The organism is Streptomyces spirodelae, from assembly GCF_017676385.1.
Taxonomy (GTDB): Bacteria; Actinomycetota; Actinomycetes; order Streptomycetales; family Streptomycetaceae; genus Streptomyces; species Streptomyces spirodelae.
In genome coordinates, this window is the sequence record NZ_JAFFZN010000002.1 from 259,547 (window position 1) to 276,188 (window position 16,642).

A 16,642-nucleotide genomic window follows, 5' to 3' on the forward strand; every position below is an offset into this window, starting at 1 on the left:
CCCGTTTCCGTGGCGTTCTCTCAGCCCTGTGGGGAGCCGTGCATTCTTCCAGGCGCCGCGAGGTGGCGCGAATCACCTGCTCCGACGGCTCGCCCGAAGTGACTGGCCGGTAAATTCTGCAGTCCGGGCACGAGTCCGCGGTGGTCCGCCCGCCGGGGCCCGTCCCTTGCGAATGTCAATCCTGAAACTTGTTCTAGGTTAGCGCGAGCGGCTACGCTCCGGCGGAACGCAGTGACGAAGGGGGCCGCGAGTGACCGCAGAGGCCGTAACCGACCGCCCGCTGCGCATCGCGCTGCTGACGTACAAGGGCAACCCCTTCTGCGGCGGCCAGGGCGTCTACGTACGCCATCTGTCCAGGGAACTCGCCCGCCTCGGCCACAGCGTCGAGGTCATCGGCGCCCAGCCCTACCCGGTGCTGGACGAGGTGCCCGAGGGGCCGGGCTCCGGCCGGCTCACCCTCACCGAGCTGCCCAGCCTCGACCTCTACCGCCAGCCCGACCCCTTCCGCACCCCCAAGCTGGGCGAGTACCGCGACTGGGTCGACCTGCTGGAGGTCGGCACGATGTGGACCGGGGGCTTCCCCGAGCCGCTCACCTTCTCCCTGCGCGCCCGCCGCCACCTGGCCGCGCGGCGCGGCGACTTCGACGTCATCCACGACAACCAGACGCTCGGCTACGGGCTGCTGGGCGGCCCCCGCGCCCTGGGCGCGCCGCTGGTGACCACCATCCACCACCCCATCACCGTCGACCGGCGGCTGGAGCTGGAGGCGGCAACCGGCTGGCGGCGCAGTGCCTCGGTCCGCCGCTGGTACGGGTTCACCCGGATGCAGCGCCGCGTCGCCCGCCGGCTGCCCGCGGTCGTCACCGTCTCCGGCTCGTCCCGCCAGGAGATCGCCGACGACCTGGGCGTACCGCACGAGCGGGTCCACGTGGTGCCCATCGGCGCCGACACCCGCCTGTTCGCGCCCGAGCAGGGCGTGCCCGAGGTGCCGGGCCGTATCGTCACCACCTCCAGTGCCGACGTCCCCCTCAAGGGCCTGGTCTTCCTGATCGAGGCGCTGGCCAAGGTGCGCACCGAGCGGCCCGAGGCCCACCTGGTCGTCGTCGGCAAGCGCCCCGCCGAAGGCCCCGTCGCCGAGGCGATGGAGACCCACGGGCTGGCCGGCGCCGTCGAGTTCGTCAAGGGCATCAGCGACGCCGAGCTGGCAGAGCTCCTCCGCTCGGCGCAGATCGCCTGTGTGCCCTCGCTGTACGAGGGCTTCTCGCTGCCCGCCGCCGAGGCGATGGCCACCGGCACCCCGCTGCTGGCCACCACCGGCGGAGCCATCCCGGAGGTCGCCGGGCGGGACGGCGAGACCTGCTTGGCGGTGCCGCCCGGCGACGCGGGTGCGCTTGCCGCCGGGCTGGTCCGGCTGTTGGACGATGGTGCGCTGCGGGCCCGGCTCGGGGGCGCCGGGCGGGAGCGGGTGCTGCGGAAGTTCACCTGGGAGCGGGCGGCGATCGGCACGGTTGAGTGTTATCGCGCTGCCATGGGGGCGGGAGCGCCCTCCACCGCGCTGGTGCAGGCTCCCATGGCGCGGCTGCCCGCCGAGCCTGTGCGCGCCGTCGCCGACAGCCGGTGACCGGCCCACCCGCCTCCCCGCCCACCACCACCTGAAACCCTGTGGAAGGCTGATCCCCCGTGCTGACCGTGGACTTCTCCCGCTTCCCGCTCGCCCCGGGCGACCGTGTGCTCGACCTGGGCTGCGGGGCGGGGCGGCACGCCTTCGAGTGCTACCGGCGCGGTGCGCGCGTGGTGGCGCTCGACCGGAACGCGGAGGAGATCCGCGAGGTCGCCACCTGGTTCACGGCCATGGCCGAGGCGGGGGAGGTGCCCGAGGGCGCCACCGCGACCGCCATGGAGGGCGACGCGCTGGCGCTGCCCTTCCCCGACGACAGCTTCGACGTCGTCATCATCTCCGAGGTCATGGAGCACATCCACGACGACAAGGGCGTACTCGCCGAGATGGTGCGGGTCCTCAAGCCGGGCGGCCGGCTCGCCGTGACTGTGCCGCGCTACGGTCCTGAGAAGGTCTGCTGGGCACTGAGCGACGCCTACCACGAGGTCGAGGGCGGCCACATCCGCATCTACCGCGCCACCGAACTCCTCGCCAAGCTGCGCGAGGCTGGACTGCGCCCGTACGGCACCCACCACGCGCACGGCCTGCACGCGCCGTACTGGTGGCTCAAGTGCGCCTTCGGCGTGGACAACGACAAGGCGCTGCCGGTGCGCGCCTACCACAAGCTGCTGGTCTGGGACATCATGAAACGCCCGCTGGCCACCCGGCTCGCCGAGCGCGCCCTCGACCCGCTGATCGGCAAGAGCTTCGTCGCCTACGCGACCAAACCGCACCTGCCGCGCCTTCCGGCGGAGCCGACCGTTTCCCAGGCGGCCGGCGCGTCCGCGGCGGCGGCCAAGTGACCAGCCCGGAGCGGACCGAGCGGCTGGTGCTGCCCGGCGTGCTGACCGCCGCGCAGGCCGGACTGACCGTCGAGGGCATCGTGGCCGGGCAGCGTGAGGACGGCGCCATACCGTGGTTCCGCGGGCACCACCTCGACCCGTGGGACCACGTCGAGGCCGCCATGGCACTGGACGCGGCCGGGGAGCACGCCCGCGCCGAGGCCGCCTACCGCTGGCTGGCCGACCACCAGCTGCCCGACGGTTCCTGGTACGCGGCCTACGCCGACGGGGACGCGGCCGCGCCCACCGACCGCACGCGCGAGACCAATTTCTGCGCGTACGCTGCCGTCGGCGTGTGGCACCACTACCTCTCCACCGGGGACGACACCTTCGTCGACCGGATGTGGCCCATGGTGGTGTCAGCCGTCGAATTCGTCCTGCGCCTCCAGCAGCCGGGCGGCCAGATCGGCTGGAAACGCGAAGCCGACGGCACCGCCTGCACCGATGCGCTGCTGACCGGGTCCTCCTCCGTCTACCAGGCCCTGCGGTGTGCGCTCGCGCTGGCCGAACGGCGCGAGGAGCCGCAGCCCGACTGGGAGCTGGCCGCCGGGTGGCTCGGCCACGCCATCCGCCGCCACCCCGAGCGGTTCCTCGACAAGAGCCGCTACTCCATGGACTGGTACTACCCCGTGCTCGGCGGAGCGCTCCGCGGGCCCGCGGCCAAGGAGCGCATCGAGGAGGGCTGGGACCGGTTCGTGGTGCCCGGCCTCGGCGTACGGTGCGTGACCCCCAACCCGTGGGTGACCGGCGGCGAGAGCGCCGAGCTGGCGCTGGCCCTGTGGGCGACGGGCGAGTCGGACCACGCGCTGGACATCCTGCGCTGGATGCAGCATCTGCGCGCCGACGACGGCATGTACTGGACGGGTTTCGTCTTCGACGACGAGGTGATCTGGCCGGTGGAGCGGACGACTTGGACTGCCGCAGCCCTGCTGTTGGCTGTCGCCGCGTTGGGAGGGGACGACGCGACGGTCCAGGTGTTCGGGGGCGATCGGTTGCCTCATGGGTTGGAGCCCGACTGCTGCTGAGACCCGTGCGGCGTTTTGCTACCGGGGCGCCCCCTCAGTTCAACTCCGCCAGCACCCGCAGCGTCGCCGGATCGGGCGCCGTCACCAGTAGGTCCGTCACCGGCCCCGCGCGCCACAACTCCAGCCGCTCTGCGACCCGTTCGCGGGGGCCGACCAGGGAGATCTCGTCGGCGAAGGCGTCGGGCACGGCGCGTACCGCCTCCTCGCGGCGGCCCTTGGCGAAGAGGGTCTGGATGCGGGCGGCGTCCTCGGCGTACCCCATGCGCCCCATCAGCTCCGCGTGGAAGTTGCGCCGGGCGTGGCCCATGCCGCCGATGTAGAAGCCGAGCATCGCTTTGACGGGCAGCAGCCCCTCTGCGACGTCGTCGCAGATCCGGGCCTGTGCCATCGGTGCGACCAGGAACCCGGGCGGCGCCTCGGCCAGCGCCTCCTCGTACACCGAGGCCCGGGTGGGCGACCAGTACAGCGGCAGCCAGCCGTCGGCGATCCGCGCTGTCTGGGCGACGTTCTTGGGTCCCTCGGCCCCCAGCAGCACCGGCAGATCCGGCCGCAGCGGATGAGTGATCGGCTTGAGCGGCTTGCCCGTACCGGTGCCGTCCTCACCGGCGTACGGGTGCGAGTGGTAGCGCCCGTCCAGCCGTACGGGCGCCTGGCGGCGCAGCACTTGCCGTACGACGTCCACGTACTCGCGGGTCAGGGTGAGCGGTGAGGCGGGGAACGGGCGGCCGTACCAGCCCTCCACCACCTGCGGCCCCGACAGGCCGAGGCCGAGCAGCATCCGGCCGCCGGAGAGATGGTCGAGGGTGAGCGCGTGCATGGCGGTCGCTGTCGGGGTGCGGGCCGCCATCTGGGCGACCGCGGTGCCCAGCCGGATGCGGGAGGTGTGCGCCGCGATCCAGGTGAGCGCCGTGAACGCGTCCGAGCCCCACGACTCGGCCGTCCACACCGAGTGGTAGCCCAACTCCTCCGCCTGACGGACGAGTTGGAGGTCGCGCGGGTCGGGGCCGCGCCCCCAGTAGCCGAGCGCCAGTCCGAGCCGCATGTGCCGCCTCCCCTCCGCGTGGTTCCGGCTGACGGGGCGTCAGTGAACCGGTCCGCGGCAGCGTACGGCAGCGGCCCCCCGCCCGGAAGGGCGAGGGGCCGCGTTCGGGCGGCGGAGCCGGGCTCAGCCGCGCTGGATGTTGGAGGTGTCCTGCAGGACGCCGCGCCGGCCGTCCTGCGTCTGCGCGATCAGCGCCTGACCGCGCTGCTCCACCGCGAGGTACCAGGTACCGGGTGCCAGCTCGGCGATCGGCTGCGGCGAGCCGTCCTCCGGGAAGAGGGGGCGCGCCATCGGAACGGCGAACCAGAACGGCTGGAAGTTCGGGTCCGGGGCGCCACCGGTGGCACCCTGCGGGCCGCCGGCCGACTGGCCGGGGCCGGGCTGACCGGGCTGGCCCGGCTGACCGCCCTGCGGCTGGCCCGGCTGCTGCCCGTACTGCGGCTGGGCCTGGCCGGGCTGGGCGCCGTAGGGACCCGGCTGGCCGCCCTGCGGGCCGCCCGGGTAGCCGTAGCCGCCACCCTGCTGCGGGTACTGCCCGCCGTACGGGCCGGGTGCCGCGCCGCCCGCGGGAACCAGCGGGGCCGCGAGGGCCGGAACCGCCGGGCTGATGAGCGCGGCGGCCGCACCGATCAGCGCGGCGATCAGCCCCAGGATGGCGCCGGCGCCCATCTCCGCCTCGTCCGGAGCGGTGGCCATACCCCACACCGCGGACCACAGCGAGAACACCATCAGGGTCGCGCCGGCCTGCGGCAGCGAGACGGCGCCGAACTTACGGCCCTCCGGCAGGAAGCGGCCACCGACGAGCAGGGCGGCGCCGAAGATGCCCGCCAGGAAGATCGTGGGCAGGACGAGCGGGAGCTTCTCCGCGTCCCAGGCGTTGGGCAGATCGATCTTGTCGCAATACGAGCCGCAGTCGCCTGCGGAGAAGTAATCGAGGAACGAAGCGATGAACAGCAGCACCGCTGCTCCTATCACCGCGCCGTCGCCTCGCGTGAGCGAGCGGATGTTCACGTGGGGTCCTTAATCGGTCTGGTCATGGTTGAGGTCTGCCGGGGGTGAGCACCCCATCGTACGGATGACACTACGGGCCGCTCCCGGGGGTTCGCCTGTCCGTTTCATGATTCCCCGTCTCTCAGCTGAGGAATGCGGCGATGCCGTCCGTGACCCCGCGCGCCGCCTTTTCACGCCACTTCGCCGACGTGAGGAGTGCGGCGTCGGCAGGGTCACGCATGTTGCCGCATTCGAGGAAGACTTTGGGAACTTTACTGAGGTTGAGACCGCCCAGGTCGCCTCTGGTGTCCAAACCGTTGCCGTCGCCCAGGTAGTTGGCCGGCGGCTCGTCGGTGGCCTCGCGGAACGCGTCCCGTACCTCGGTGCCCAGTTCGCGCGAGGGGCCCACGATCTTCCGGGTGTCGGCCTCGCCCTTGTGCACCGATGCGGGAAGAATCACATGGAAACCACGGCTCCCACTGGGTGCGCCGTCCGCGTGGAGCGAAATGGCGGCGTCCGCTTGTGCGCGATTCCCTTTCCTCGCACGTTCGTCCACACAGGGTCCGTACGGTTCGTCGCCGTCGTGGGTGAACTTCACCGTCGCACCGCGTTCTCGTAGCTGTGTACGGACGCGGTGCGCCAGATCGAGAGTGAACTCGGCCTCCGCGTAACCGGAATTGGTCGAGGTGCCCGTGGTGTCGCATTCCTTCTTTCCCGTGCCGATATCGACAAGCCGGGAAATCTTGCCTGGCTGGTCACGATTGTGTGGATTGTGTCCCGGATCGACGACGATCACCTTGCCTCGCAGGGGCGCGTCCGCGGGCTTGTGCGCCCCCTTGCCGCCCTTGCCGCCGTTGCCGCTTTCGCGGCCCTTGTCGTCGCCGTTGCTGCCCTTGTCGCCCTTACTGCCCTTGCTCGGTGCGGCAGACGTGGCCGAGGGCGGCTCTCCGTCCTGTTCGCCCTCGCCGCCGTGACCGGTACCGAATGCTCCGCATCCGGCGAGCAGCCACACCGATCCCGCGACCGCCACGGCCGCTGTTCGCCGGCTCGTCCGCCGCCGCCCCCTCGCGAAGCATCTCTTCACCACGGGCACAGATGCTAGGCCCTGCGTTGCGGACGCGCCCCGTAAGGGGCGCGAGGAACGGCTCCCCCAGCCTTCGGCCGGGAGGTGCCCCCACAACCACAGCCGACCCGCGGTCCGCAAGGAGGGGGCAGGGGCAGTCTCTTCCCGGCGCAAGGAGAGGGGGCACCATCAACCGCGCCGCAGCACCCGCAGGGAACCCGTGGCGGGGCCCGGGCGGAAGTCGCCGGAGGCCAGCGCGCGCTCGTGGATACGGTGCGGGGCCTGGCCACCGTCGGCCGGGTCGGGAAAGACATCGTGGATGACCAGCAGCCCGCCCGGCGCCAGATGCGGCGTCCAGCCCTCGTAGTCGGCGGTGGCGTGCTCATCGGTGTGGCCGCCGTCGATGAAGACGAGCCCCAGCGGCACCCCCCATACCGCCGCCACCTGCGGCGAGCGGCCGACCAGCGCGACCACCTGGTCCTCCAGGCCCGCCGCGTGGAGCGTGCGGCGGAAGGCGGGGAGTGTGTCCATCCTGCCCACCACCGGATCGACGACCTCCGGATCGTGGTACTCCCACCCCGGCTGCTGCTCCTCACTGCCCCGGTGGTGATCGACGGTGAGCGCCGTCACCCCGGTGCGCCGCGCGGCGTCGGCCAGCAGCAGCGTGGAGCGCCCGCAGTAGGTGCCGACCTCCAGCAGCGGCAGCCCCAGCCGGCCCGCCTCCACGGCCGCCGCGTACAGTGCCAGCCCTTCGTCCAGCGGCATGAACCCCTTCGCCGCCTCGAACGCCGCGCGCGTACTGGCCTCGGGCTCCGGCGCCGGACGGTTCATCGTTCGTTCCTCCGCTGTCATGGGCGCGCTCGTGCGCCCGGGGTCCGCTCTTCACCTGGGACGGGTGGAGTGCTGCCATGCTGCCCTACTGCGCTCCCCCACACGGGCGGCAGGTACCCTCACCGGACTGTTGCGGGACACACGGGGGAGTGGAGTGACAGGAAGCAACGAGTCCGCGGCGACCGCCAGTGGGACACCGCGGCGCCGCCGCAAGGGCCTCGCGGTGCTGCTGGGGCTCGCCGTACTGGCCGGCGCCGGGGTGGGCAGCTGGGCCACCGACACCTGGCCCTTCGACAAGGAGAGCTACTGCTGGGGCGCCTGGCACGAGGACGACAGCGACGACGAGCCGGGTGCTCTCGACGAGGTCCCGGAAGGGTACGAGCGCACGGGCGAGCAGTCCGCCCCGCCCCGCAAGGGCGAGCGGGCCACCTGCTCGGTCACGCTGAAGGAAAAGGCCGACAGCGCCGACAGCGCCGACAGCACCACCGGAACCGGCGACGAGTACGGCGACTCCCCGGCGGGCGACCTGCACGAGGATCGGATCACCGCTGAGGTCGCGCCCGTTCGGCGCGGCAAGGGAGCGCGTGCCGCGTGGCTGAGTGACTTTCTGGGCGCACAGTCGGCGCCGCTGCCGGACGGGTTGCCGGGCCTGGTGGGGAGGGGGCGCGCCGCCTTCGTCCTCCCGGAGAAGTGCGACGCCGCCGACGGGCGCCCCACTGTGGTGACCCTGGAGGGCTCCTCGGACACAGCGATGTCCTCGGCCGCCTCCATGGGGTCCGAGGCGGATGTCGCAGACCTGCTGCTCTCCCTCGCCAACCATGCCGCAGAGCAGGCGGGGTGCGCGCCCGGCGAGCCGTTCGAAGTCACCTCGCCGCTCGCCGAGGCGACCGCCGACGACAGCCTCGCCGCGCAAGGGTCGTCACTCTGCCGGATTCCCGGCTTCCGGTTCCGCCTGGGCAAGGACGACCACTACCGGGCACACGTCGGAGCCGTCCGCGACGACCTGCAAGTGTGCTCGGTGGCCGACCGGACGGACGTGCGGGCTCCCACACCTGCCGGGCAGTTCGTGATGGTCTCCCGGCCCCGGCTCGCCGCCCTCTTCACGGGTCTCGCGGAGGACAGCGCTTCGGGCAAGGGCTGGCGCGGCAGGGGCGAGGTCGGGGAGGAGCGTGCCCTGCTGACCGCCGACTGCGGGGGCAGGCCCACCGTCTTCTTCATGCAGCTCGACGGTTTCCTGTCCGCGCACGCCGAGCCGGGCCCGCGCCAGGTGTTCGCCGCCACGGCCAACTCCGTCGCCGACCGCCTCGGCTGCCGGGCGGTGGCGTCCACCTCATGAGCGAACGGCAGGAAGAACAGCACAGCGAGAGGGGCCAGATGTCCGAGGAGGAGCGGAACGACGCCGCCCCGGCGCCGACACCGGACGCGGAGCCGGAATCCGCCCCCGAGCCGGAGCCCGCGCCTGATCCCGCCCCGGAGTCCAAGTCCGCCCCCGGGCCCAAGTCCGCCGCCCCGGCGCCGGGGCCGGTCGGCCGGGTGCGGCGCTTCTTCCGTGGGAAGCCCGGTGTGGCCGTCGTCGGCGCGGTCGTGGGGGCGCTGCTGGCCGGGGGCACCATGGCGTGGCGGGCGGGGGAGCTGCCGTTCGTCCCGCGGGACCTGTGCTGGGGCTCGCTGTCACCGGACACGGTCGACCGTCTGTTCTCGGACGGGGAGATACGGACCAGGGAACTGTCGCTGCGCAGCACCGGCGAAGAGGACGGGTACAGCACCGAGTGCCGCCTCCAGCGCTGGGAGGACGACGAGCTCAAGTGGCAGATCTCGGCCCGGGTGCGGCAACTGGAGCAGTTCAACGGCCGGGGCGCCCGCGAATGGACGCGCGAGTTCCTCTCGCCGGCGATGGTTCCGCTGGGCGACGGCATACCCGGCATGGTCTCCGGCACCCGGGCGTGGGTGGCGCTGCCCCAGAGCTGCACCGGGGGCGGGCGCGACGACCCCCCGACGGTGGTCTCGCTCTCCTCGGGCTCGCTCGACGCGTACGAGAGCGACCCGGGCGAGGCGCGTACCTATCGGAAGGTACTGGCCGATGCCGTGGTCGAGCTGACCAACGGCGTGCTGGCGAGCAGGGAGTGCCAGGGCAGCTATCCGAAGCCGGGCAAGCTGGCCCCGCTGCCCGAGCGCCGGGACGCGGACACCCCGGGTGCGGACGAACTGTGCGGGCTCAAGGGAACGCGGCTGCCCGCGCGGATGAAGGGTGAGGGGGATTTCGGCAAGTCGATGCGCGTCACCACCGACATCACGGGCCCGGCCCACTCGTGCGAGTACGGCCGCAACTTCGATCTGGACGCCACCCGGTTCACCACCATCGAGGACCCGCGCCTGGCGGGCTTCGTCGAGCCGTTGGCCTACAGCAGTCCCGTGCGGTTCCGCGGCGACGGATTCGGCGGCGTCTTCGGCGATATGAGTGTCTACGTCGCCACCTGCCAGACCGGGCACGTGGCCTTCCTGGTGCAGCAGGAGGACCTCGTCGGCAAGCATGCGCCGATGATCGAGCTGCTGCCCGCCTACGTCGCGGCCGAGGCGAAGCGGATCGGCTGCGGGAAGGTGCGGGTGACGGGTCCGGAGCGGGCCTCGTAACCGTACGGAACCCCGGGGCCGGAGGTGTCACACTGACGCGCATGCCGCAGACCGCTCAGCCCGCGAGTTCTCGCTCCATATCCGGACCCGGCGCCACCGCGCCACGCCTGTGGGCGGTCGTGCTGGCCGCATGTGCCGGGCAGTTCCTCGTCGTCCTCGATGTCTCCGTCGTCAACGTCGCGCTCCCCTCGATGCGCGCCACCCTCTCCCTCTCCCAGGTCGGCCTGCAGTGGGTGGTCAACGCCTACACCCTCACCTTCTCCGGCCTGATGCTGCTCGGTGGCCGGGCCGCCGACCTCTTCGGCCGCAAGCGGGTCTTCGTGACCGGGCTGGCGCTGTTCACCGCCGCCAGCCTGGCGGGCGGCCTCGCACAGGCCCCCTGGCACCTGCTGGCCGCCCGCGGGGTGCAGGGCATGGGCGCCGCGATCCTGGCGCCGGCCACCCTCACGCTGCTGACCACCTCCGTACCGGAAGGCCCGGCCCGTACCCGCGCCATAGCCACCTGGTCGGCCGTGGGCGCGGGCGGCGGTGCCGCCGGCGGGCTGGTGGGCGGGGTGCTCACCGACGCGCTGTCCTGGCGCTGGGTGCTGCTGATCAACGTCCCCGTGGGGGTGCTGGTGCTGCTGGCGGCCGTCGCCTGGCTGACGGAGAGCCGCGAGGAGTCGGTCCGGCGCCTGGACGTGCCCGGGGCGCTGCTGGTGACGCTGGGCCTGGGCGCCGTGGCGTACGGCATCGTACGGACCGACAGCGCCGGCTGGACGTCGCTCAGCGCGCTGGGTCCGCTGGGCGGGGGCCTGGTGATGCTCGCGCTGTTCGTCGCGGTGGAGGCCCGCTCGCCCGAACCGCTGGTGCCGCTGCGGCTGTTCCGCAGTCGCGCGGTCTTCTCGGCCAACATCGCCATCTTCATCACCGGGCTGGCGATGTTCGCCATGTGGTACTTCCTGTCCCTCTTCACCCAGAACGTGCTGCACTACACGCCGCTCCAGGCGGGCTTCGCGCTGATCCCGCACTCGCTGACCATCGTGCTCGGCTCCAAGATCGCGCCGATGCTGATGGGGTGGATCGGCGACCGCTGGCTCGCCGTGACGGGCGCCGCCATGGCCGGGCTGGGCTATGTGTGGCAGGGCTCCATGGACGCCGACGGCGCCTATCTGACGACGCTGCTGGGGCCCGGCGTGCTGATGGCGCTCGGCGCCGGGCTGGCCGCGACACCGCTGGCCACCATCGCGACGGCGACCGCGGAGCCGGGCGAGGCGGGCCTGCTGTCGGGCCTGTTCGGCACCGGCCGCACCATGGGCGGTGCGCTCGGTCTGGCCGTGCTGTCGACGGTTGCGGCCGCCCGGACGGACGGCCGCGAGGACCCGGCCTCACTGGCCGCCGGGTACGGCACGGCCTTCTACGCGGGTGCCGCGCTGCTCGGGGCGTGTGTGCTGTTCATGCTGATTGCGCTGCCGCGCGCCGCCGCGAAGACCGATTGAGGGGGTGCCCCTGGCCCTGTGCTGCGGACTGCGGGCGCGTCGTGGTTCCTCGCGCCCACGCGGCGGAGCCGCCCATGGAGAACTGCCCCGAGCCCCTCCGGGGCGTGTGGACCCCCGGCTGACGCTGCATCAGTTCTTCCCATGTCGAGGGCTCTGCGTTATACAGGGAGCCGGTGGCAGCTAGAACGTGTTCCATTACGATCGGACGCCGAGGAACAAGGAGCTCACTCCCCGATGCCCATCGACGTAGCGAAGGCCCTCGCAGCCGAGCCCCGCAGCACCGAGATCGCCTGGGGCCACAAGGACGTCCAGCTCTACCACCTCGGCCTCGGCGCCGGGGTACCCGCGACCGACCCGGCCGAACTGCGCTACACCCTGGAGAGCAGGCTGCACGTCCTGCCGTCGTTCGCCACCGTCGCCGGCGCGGACATGGGCGTGGTCGGCGGGCTCTCGGCGCCCGGTATCGAGGTCGACCTGGCCGCGGTGCTGCACGGCACCCAGTCCGTCGAGCTGCACCGCCCGATCCCCGTGGGCGGGCGGGCCACCGCCACAGCCCGGGTCGCCGACGTCTACGACAAGGGGAAGGCCGCGATCCTCGTACTGCGCACCGACGTCGCCGACGAGGACGGGCCGCTGTGGACCACCGAGGCTCAGCTCTTCGTACGCGGCGAAGGCGGCTTCGGCGGTGAGCGCGGACCCTCCGGGCGGGTGACGCCGCCGGAACGGAAACCCGACTTCGTCACCGAGCTCCCCATCCGCGAGAACCAGGCGCTGCTCTACCGCCTCTCCGGCGACTGGAACCCGCTGCACGCCGACCCCGACTTCGCCCAGCTCGCCGGGTTCGAGCGGCCCATTCTGCACGGGCTGTGCTCGTACGGGATGGCCTTGAAGGCGCTGGTGGACGGGGTGCTGGACGGCGACGTCAGCCGCGTGACGTCGTACGGCGTCCGCTTCGCCGGAGTCGTGCACCCCGGCGAGACCCTGCGGGTGCGGGCCTGGCAACTGGACGAGGGCCGACTGCAGTTGACGGCGACGGCGGTGGAGCGGGACGACGCGCCGGTGCTGGGGGACGGCGTGGTGACCCACCTACCTTGACGGGAGCTGAACCATGCGCGCAGCGGTACTGCTCGAAACCGGCCAGGACAAGCTCGAAGTCCTCGACGACATCGAACCGGCCGGGCTCGGCCCCGGCAAGGTACGGGTCCGTATCAAGGCCACGGGCCTGTGCCATTCGGACCTCTCCGCGATGAGCGGGGTCCTCCCGCAGCCGGCCCCGTTCGTACCGGGCCACGAGGGCGCCGGCGAGGTGCTGGAGGTGGGCGAGGGGGTGACCCGCCCCCGGCAGGGAGACCGCGTCGTGGTGTGCTGGCTGCCCGCCTGCAACAGCTGCCCCGCCTGCCGCCGGGGCCAGAGCCATCTGTGCCTGACGGGTTTCATGAACGCGGGCACTCCCAACTTCCGCCGCACAACCGGCGACGGCGGCGGCGAGGTGTTCGGCTTCGCGGGCACCGGCACCTTCGCCGAGGAGGTCGTCCTGGACGCGCCGTGCGCGGTGCCGGTCCCCGACGATGTGCCGTTCGAGATCGCCGCGCTCATCGGCTGCGGTGTCACCACGGGGCTGGGAGCGGTGTTCAACACCGCGCGGGTGGAGGCCGGCGCTTCGGTCGCCGTCCTCGGCTGCGGCGGCGTGGGCATCAGCGCTGTCCAGGGTGCGCGGGCCTGCGGTGCCGCGCAGATCGTGGCCGTCGATCCGGTCGCCGGGCGGCGGGAGGCGGCGCTGCGCTTCGGTGCGACCGAGGCGGTCGCACCGGACGAACTCGCCGACGCCAAGCGGCGGATCACCGCCGATGAGGGGTTCGACCACGTCTTCGAGGTCGTCGGCAGATCCGCGACCGCGCGGGCCGCCTACGACGCCACCCGGCGCGGGGGCACGCTGTGCGTCGTGGGCGCCGGTGCGATGGACGACCAGCTCCAGTTCAACATGTTCGAGCTCTTCTTCGACGAGAAGCGCATCCTTCCCTCTCTCTACGGCGGTGGGGACGTGCTGCGCTCGTACGACCGTGCGGTGGCGCTGTGGCGCGCCGGGCGGATCGACCTGGAGGGGATGATCACCCACCGGGTGCGGCTGGGTGAGATCAATGAGGCCATCGACCAGATGCGCACCGGTGAGGCATTGCGCACCAGCATCGCGATGTAGGGGGTGCCCCCTGGCGTAGTTCGCAGACTGCGGGTGCGTAGTGGCTTTGGGGGCACCTCCCGGCCGAAGGCTGGGGGAGCAGTTCCCCGCGCCCCTGAATGGTCACCCACCTGCGCTTGGGAGGTCTGCGCCAGAGGCGCAGGGCTGGCAAGCGTAGCCCCCCATGCGGGGTACGTGAGACGAAGAGAGGACCCATGTCTGTGCAGGGTTGTTTAGAGGGCAAGGCCGCCATCGTGACCGGCGCGGCCCAGGGGCTGGGCCGCGCCGAGGCGCTGGAGCTGGCCCGCCTGGGCGCCCGCGTCGTCGTCAACGACCTCGGCGAGGCCGCAGAACAGGTCGCCGCCGAGATCCGCGACTCCGGGGGCGAGGCGGTCGCCCACCACGGCGACGTGGCCGACTTCGCGCAGGCCCGCGAACTGGTCGCGCTGGCCGTCGAGGCGTTCGGCTCGCTGGAGATCCTGGTCAACAACGCGGGCATCCTGCGGGACCGGATGGTCTTCTCGATGAGCGAGGAGGAGTGGGACGCGGTCATCCGGGTCCACCTCAAGGGCCACTTCAACACCATCCGCTTCGCCGCCGCGCACTGGCGCGAGACCTCGAAGGCCACGGGTGGCCCGGTCTACGGGCGGATCGTCAACACCTCGTCCGAGGCGTTCGTGGCCGGCTCACCGGGCCAGCCCAACTACGCGGCGGCCAAGGGCGGCATCGTCGGCCTGACGACCTCGACGGCGGGCGCGCTGGCCAAGTACGGAGTGACGGTGAACGTCATCTGTCCGCGTGCCCGCACCCGGATGACCGAGGACGTCTTCCGGTCCGTCGAGCCGCCGGTGGACGGCCTCGACCCGCTGGCGCCCGCGCACGTCTCCCCGCTGGTGGGCTACCTCGCCTCCCCGGCCGCCTCCCGGATCAGCGGCCAGGTGCTGGTGGTGCACGGGGGCATGGTCGCGCTGCTGGAACGGCCCAGGGCGGCGGCCAAGTTCGACACCGCCAAGGACATGTTCACCGTTGCGGAGCTGGACGAGCGCCTGACCCCGTTCTTCGCGCAGCGTTCACCGCAGGAGACGTTCGCCGCGCCTGAGGTCCTCGGCCTCAGGAAGGGATGAGGTTCCCCGAGGACGCCGACGGCGCGGCCCCGGCCACCGCTGGGTCCGGCGGCGGTCGGGGCCGCCGGTTACCGGGCCCGTCCGTTACTGGGCCGGTTCCGGACGGCGGTGGCGGCCCCGGGCCGGTACGGTCTGCTCCTCCTGTGCGGCGGCTTCCCCCCTGTGCTTCCCCCGGTGAGTCCCCTCGCCGGCCGTCTGCGTGTTGCTGGGCGTCTCGGTCTGGGTGTCCGACATCGTGATGTCACTCCGTCAATCTCTTGCTCTGCCGTCGTACCCGGCGGAGTTTATCGATCTGTACGAGCGCCCTTCGATCCGTTTCACCGGCCGGTCACGCCGTTCCGCTGGCCAACGGAGCCTGCTGGAGGGGCACCGGCTTGGGCACAGGTTCCTCCGTGGCCCCGAACGACCGGGCACTGCCTGCGGAAACCCTTCTGCGGACCATGGAACCCAGCAGTCCGGAGGGCGGCACTCCGTGATCGTGATGTTGTAGAGCCGTGACGTCATCCCCGGACTCCCTCCGCCTGGGTGCGGGTGCGGGTGCGGGCGTGGACGCGTGCGCCGCCGCTGGGCCGGGCGCGGGCCCGGGCGCGGGCATCGGCTCGGGCGCGGGCACCGGACCGACCGCTGCCGGTGCTGCCGCCGCAGGTGCCGACGCGGGCGCCGTCTTCTCCTCGTCCGGCAGCGGTGTCCGCATCCGGGCCAGCCCGCACGGCGTGTGCGCCGTCGAGTAAGGGACGCGCAACTCCCCGTCCGCCGTCCACAGTCCGTGTCCCGTCAGCCAACCGGGCGGACTCGCCAGATGCCGCAACTCCCGCAGTCCGGGCCGCCAGACGGCGAGCCAGGTGCCACCCCCGGGCCCCGGCAGCCGGGGCGGCACTCCAGTCGGGGTGTCCACCCGCAGCGCCACCGCGCACCGTTCGGGCAGCAGCGTCTGACCCGGCTGGACGGCGATCGGCGTCAGCCGGGCGCCCTGGGGGTGCAGCGCCTCGGGGAACCGGACGGGGCGGTGGCTGCCCAGCACTCCCCAGCCCAGCCGCTCCGTCCCGGGCGCGTTCGAGCGGACGAGCAGCAGCCCGCTGTCCGGGTCGGCCAGCAGCAGCCGGTCGTCGCTGTCCTCGGTGATCTCCAGCAGGGGCGAGACCTCGCCGCCCGTGCCGAGGTCGACCGCCACCGTCTTGGTGGGACCCTCCCCGTCCGGGCCGGCGGTGTCGAGGGCCAGCAGCCGCCCCTCCCGGTCCAGCCAGGCGCCGCCCGAGCAGCGGCCTCGCAGCAGTGCGACCCGGGCCGGCGGGCGGGAGGAGCCGTCGGTCACCAGCCAGACGCCGGTGGTGCGGCCGCCGGGCTCGCGGGCCAGGGCGTAGGTGCGCATGCCGCACGGTGCCGGGGGCAGCAGCCGCAGCTCGTCGGTCTCCACAGTGCCCAGCCGCCGCTCGCCGGTCTCCGGGCCCGAGGGGTAGAGCAGGGCCAGGGAGTGACGCCCCGGCGCCGGGCGGGCGATCAGCACCCGTCCGTCCTTGAGCGGCAGCACTTGGCTGTCGGCCTCCTCGGGCTGCTCCACCGGCAGCGGCACCGCGTACGGCTCCGGGCCGTCGAGCGTCCAGCGCTCCGGGTACCAGAGCTCCGTGCCGGGCCGTGTGGTGAGCCTGGCGGCGTAGGAGCCGTCCGCCGCGACCGTGAAGCTCTCGTTCATGACCCTTGCGACACTCGCCGTCATGCCTCGGTCACCTCCGGTCACGAAGCTAGGCGTCGTACTCGCAGTCGAACAACGACAGTTGAACCGCTT

Annotated in this window: 14 protein-coding genes; 9 read left to right on the top strand and 5 right to left on the bottom strand. The window is 72.6% G+C overall.

Going from position 1 to position 16,642, the window contains the following annotated elements:
• The first annotated feature begins 250 nt into the window (after positions 1-250).
• From JW592_RS03445 to JW592_RS03455, 3 genes are read left to right on the top strand one after another with little or no spacing between them, the layout of a single operon-like run.
• Entirely contained in the window at positions 251-1,621 is a 1,371-nt protein-coding gene (locus tag JW592_RS03445) for a glycosyltransferase family 4 protein (RefSeq protein WP_209263338.1), read from the top strand.
• 59 nt (positions 1,622-1,680) lie between these two features.
• A complete protein-coding gene (locus JW592_RS03450) occupies positions 1,681-2,460 on the top strand; it encodes a class I SAM-dependent methyltransferase (RefSeq protein ID WP_209263339.1) in 780 nt (259 codons plus the stop codon).
• Positions 2,457-3,524, top strand: a complete 1,068-nt coding sequence (locus JW592_RS03455; RefSeq protein WP_209263340.1) for a prenyltransferase/squalene oxidase repeat-containing protein — start codon at positions 2,457-2,459, stop codon at positions 3,522-3,524. The genes JW592_RS03450 and JW592_RS03455 overlap by 4 nt, the downstream gene beginning before the upstream one ends.
• 34 nt (positions 3,525-3,558) lie before the next feature.
• On the opposite strand, the gene JW592_RS03460 is transcribed toward JW592_RS03455, so the two are convergent.
• From JW592_RS03460 to JW592_RS03475, 4 genes are all read right to left on the bottom strand, one after another.
• A complete protein-coding gene (locus JW592_RS03460) occupies positions 3,559-4,566 on the bottom strand; it encodes an LLM class F420-dependent oxidoreductase (protein ID WP_209263341.1) in 1,008 nt (335 codons plus the stop codon).
• 123 nt (positions 4,567-4,689) lie between these two features.
• Entirely contained in the window at positions 4,690-5,577 is an 888-nt protein-coding gene (locus JW592_RS03465; protein ID WP_209263342.1) for a DUF5336 domain-containing protein, read from the bottom strand.
• A gap of 121 nt (positions 5,578-5,698) precedes the next feature.
• The gene (locus tag JW592_RS03470; protein ID WP_209263343.1) at positions 5,699-6,586 is read right to left on the bottom strand and encodes an N-acetylmuramoyl-L-alanine amidase; all 888 of its coding nucleotides are present in this window, start codon (positions 6,584-6,586) and stop codon (positions 5,699-5,701) included.
• A gap of 222 nt (positions 6,587-6,808) precedes the next feature.
• A complete protein-coding gene (locus JW592_RS03475; RefSeq protein WP_209263344.1) occupies positions 6,809-7,450 on the bottom strand; it encodes a class I SAM-dependent methyltransferase in 642 nt (213 codons plus the stop codon).
• Between the two features lie 154 nt (positions 7,451-7,604).
• On the opposite strand from JW592_RS03475, the gene JW592_RS03480 reads away from it, so the two are divergent.
• From JW592_RS03480 to JW592_RS03505, 6 genes are all read left to right on the top strand, one after another.
• Positions 7,605-8,786 carry a hypothetical protein gene (locus JW592_RS03480; RefSeq protein ID WP_209263345.1) on the top strand — a complete coding sequence of 394 codons (1,182 nt, stop codon included), beginning with the start codon at positions 7,605-7,607 and terminating at the stop codon, positions 8,784-8,786.
• Complete coding sequence (locus JW592_RS03485) at positions 8,783-10,081, top strand: hypothetical protein (protein WP_209263346.1); 1,299 nt, start codon at positions 8,783-8,785, stop codon at positions 10,079-10,081. Before JW592_RS03480 ends, JW592_RS03485 begins: the two co-directional genes overlap by 4 nt.
• Before the next feature lie 41 nt (positions 10,082-10,122).
• Complete coding sequence (locus JW592_RS03490) at positions 10,123-11,559, top strand: MFS transporter (RefSeq protein WP_209263347.1); 1,437 nt, start codon at positions 10,123-10,125, stop codon at positions 11,557-11,559.
• A 234-nt stretch (positions 11,560-11,793) separates the two neighbouring features.
• Complete coding sequence (gene chsH3, locus JW592_RS03495) at positions 11,794-12,654, top strand: enoyl-CoA hydratase ChsH3 (RefSeq protein WP_209263348.1); 861 nt, start codon at positions 11,794-11,796, stop codon at positions 12,652-12,654.
• A 13-nt stretch (positions 12,655-12,667) separates the two neighbouring features.
• Positions 12,668-13,756: a Zn-dependent alcohol dehydrogenase gene (locus tag JW592_RS03500; protein WP_209263349.1), complete on the top strand. Its 1,089-nt coding sequence runs from the start codon at positions 12,668-12,670 to the stop codon at positions 13,754-13,756.
• 194 nt (positions 13,757-13,950) lie between these two features.
• Complete coding sequence (locus JW592_RS03505) at positions 13,951-14,859, top strand: 3-oxoacyl-ACP reductase (RefSeq protein ID WP_209263350.1); 909 nt, start codon at positions 13,951-13,953, stop codon at positions 14,857-14,859.
• 328 nt (positions 14,860-15,187) lie between these two features.
• Here the strand turns inward: JW592_RS03505 and JW592_RS03510 are convergent, their stop codons facing one another.
• Positions 15,188-16,573 (bottom strand): hypothetical protein, encoded by a 1,386-nt coding sequence (locus tag JW592_RS03510; protein ID WP_209263351.1) that lies wholly within the window; start codon positions 16,571-16,573, stop codon positions 15,188-15,190.
• Between the last annotated feature and the right edge of the window lie 69 nt (positions 16,574-16,642).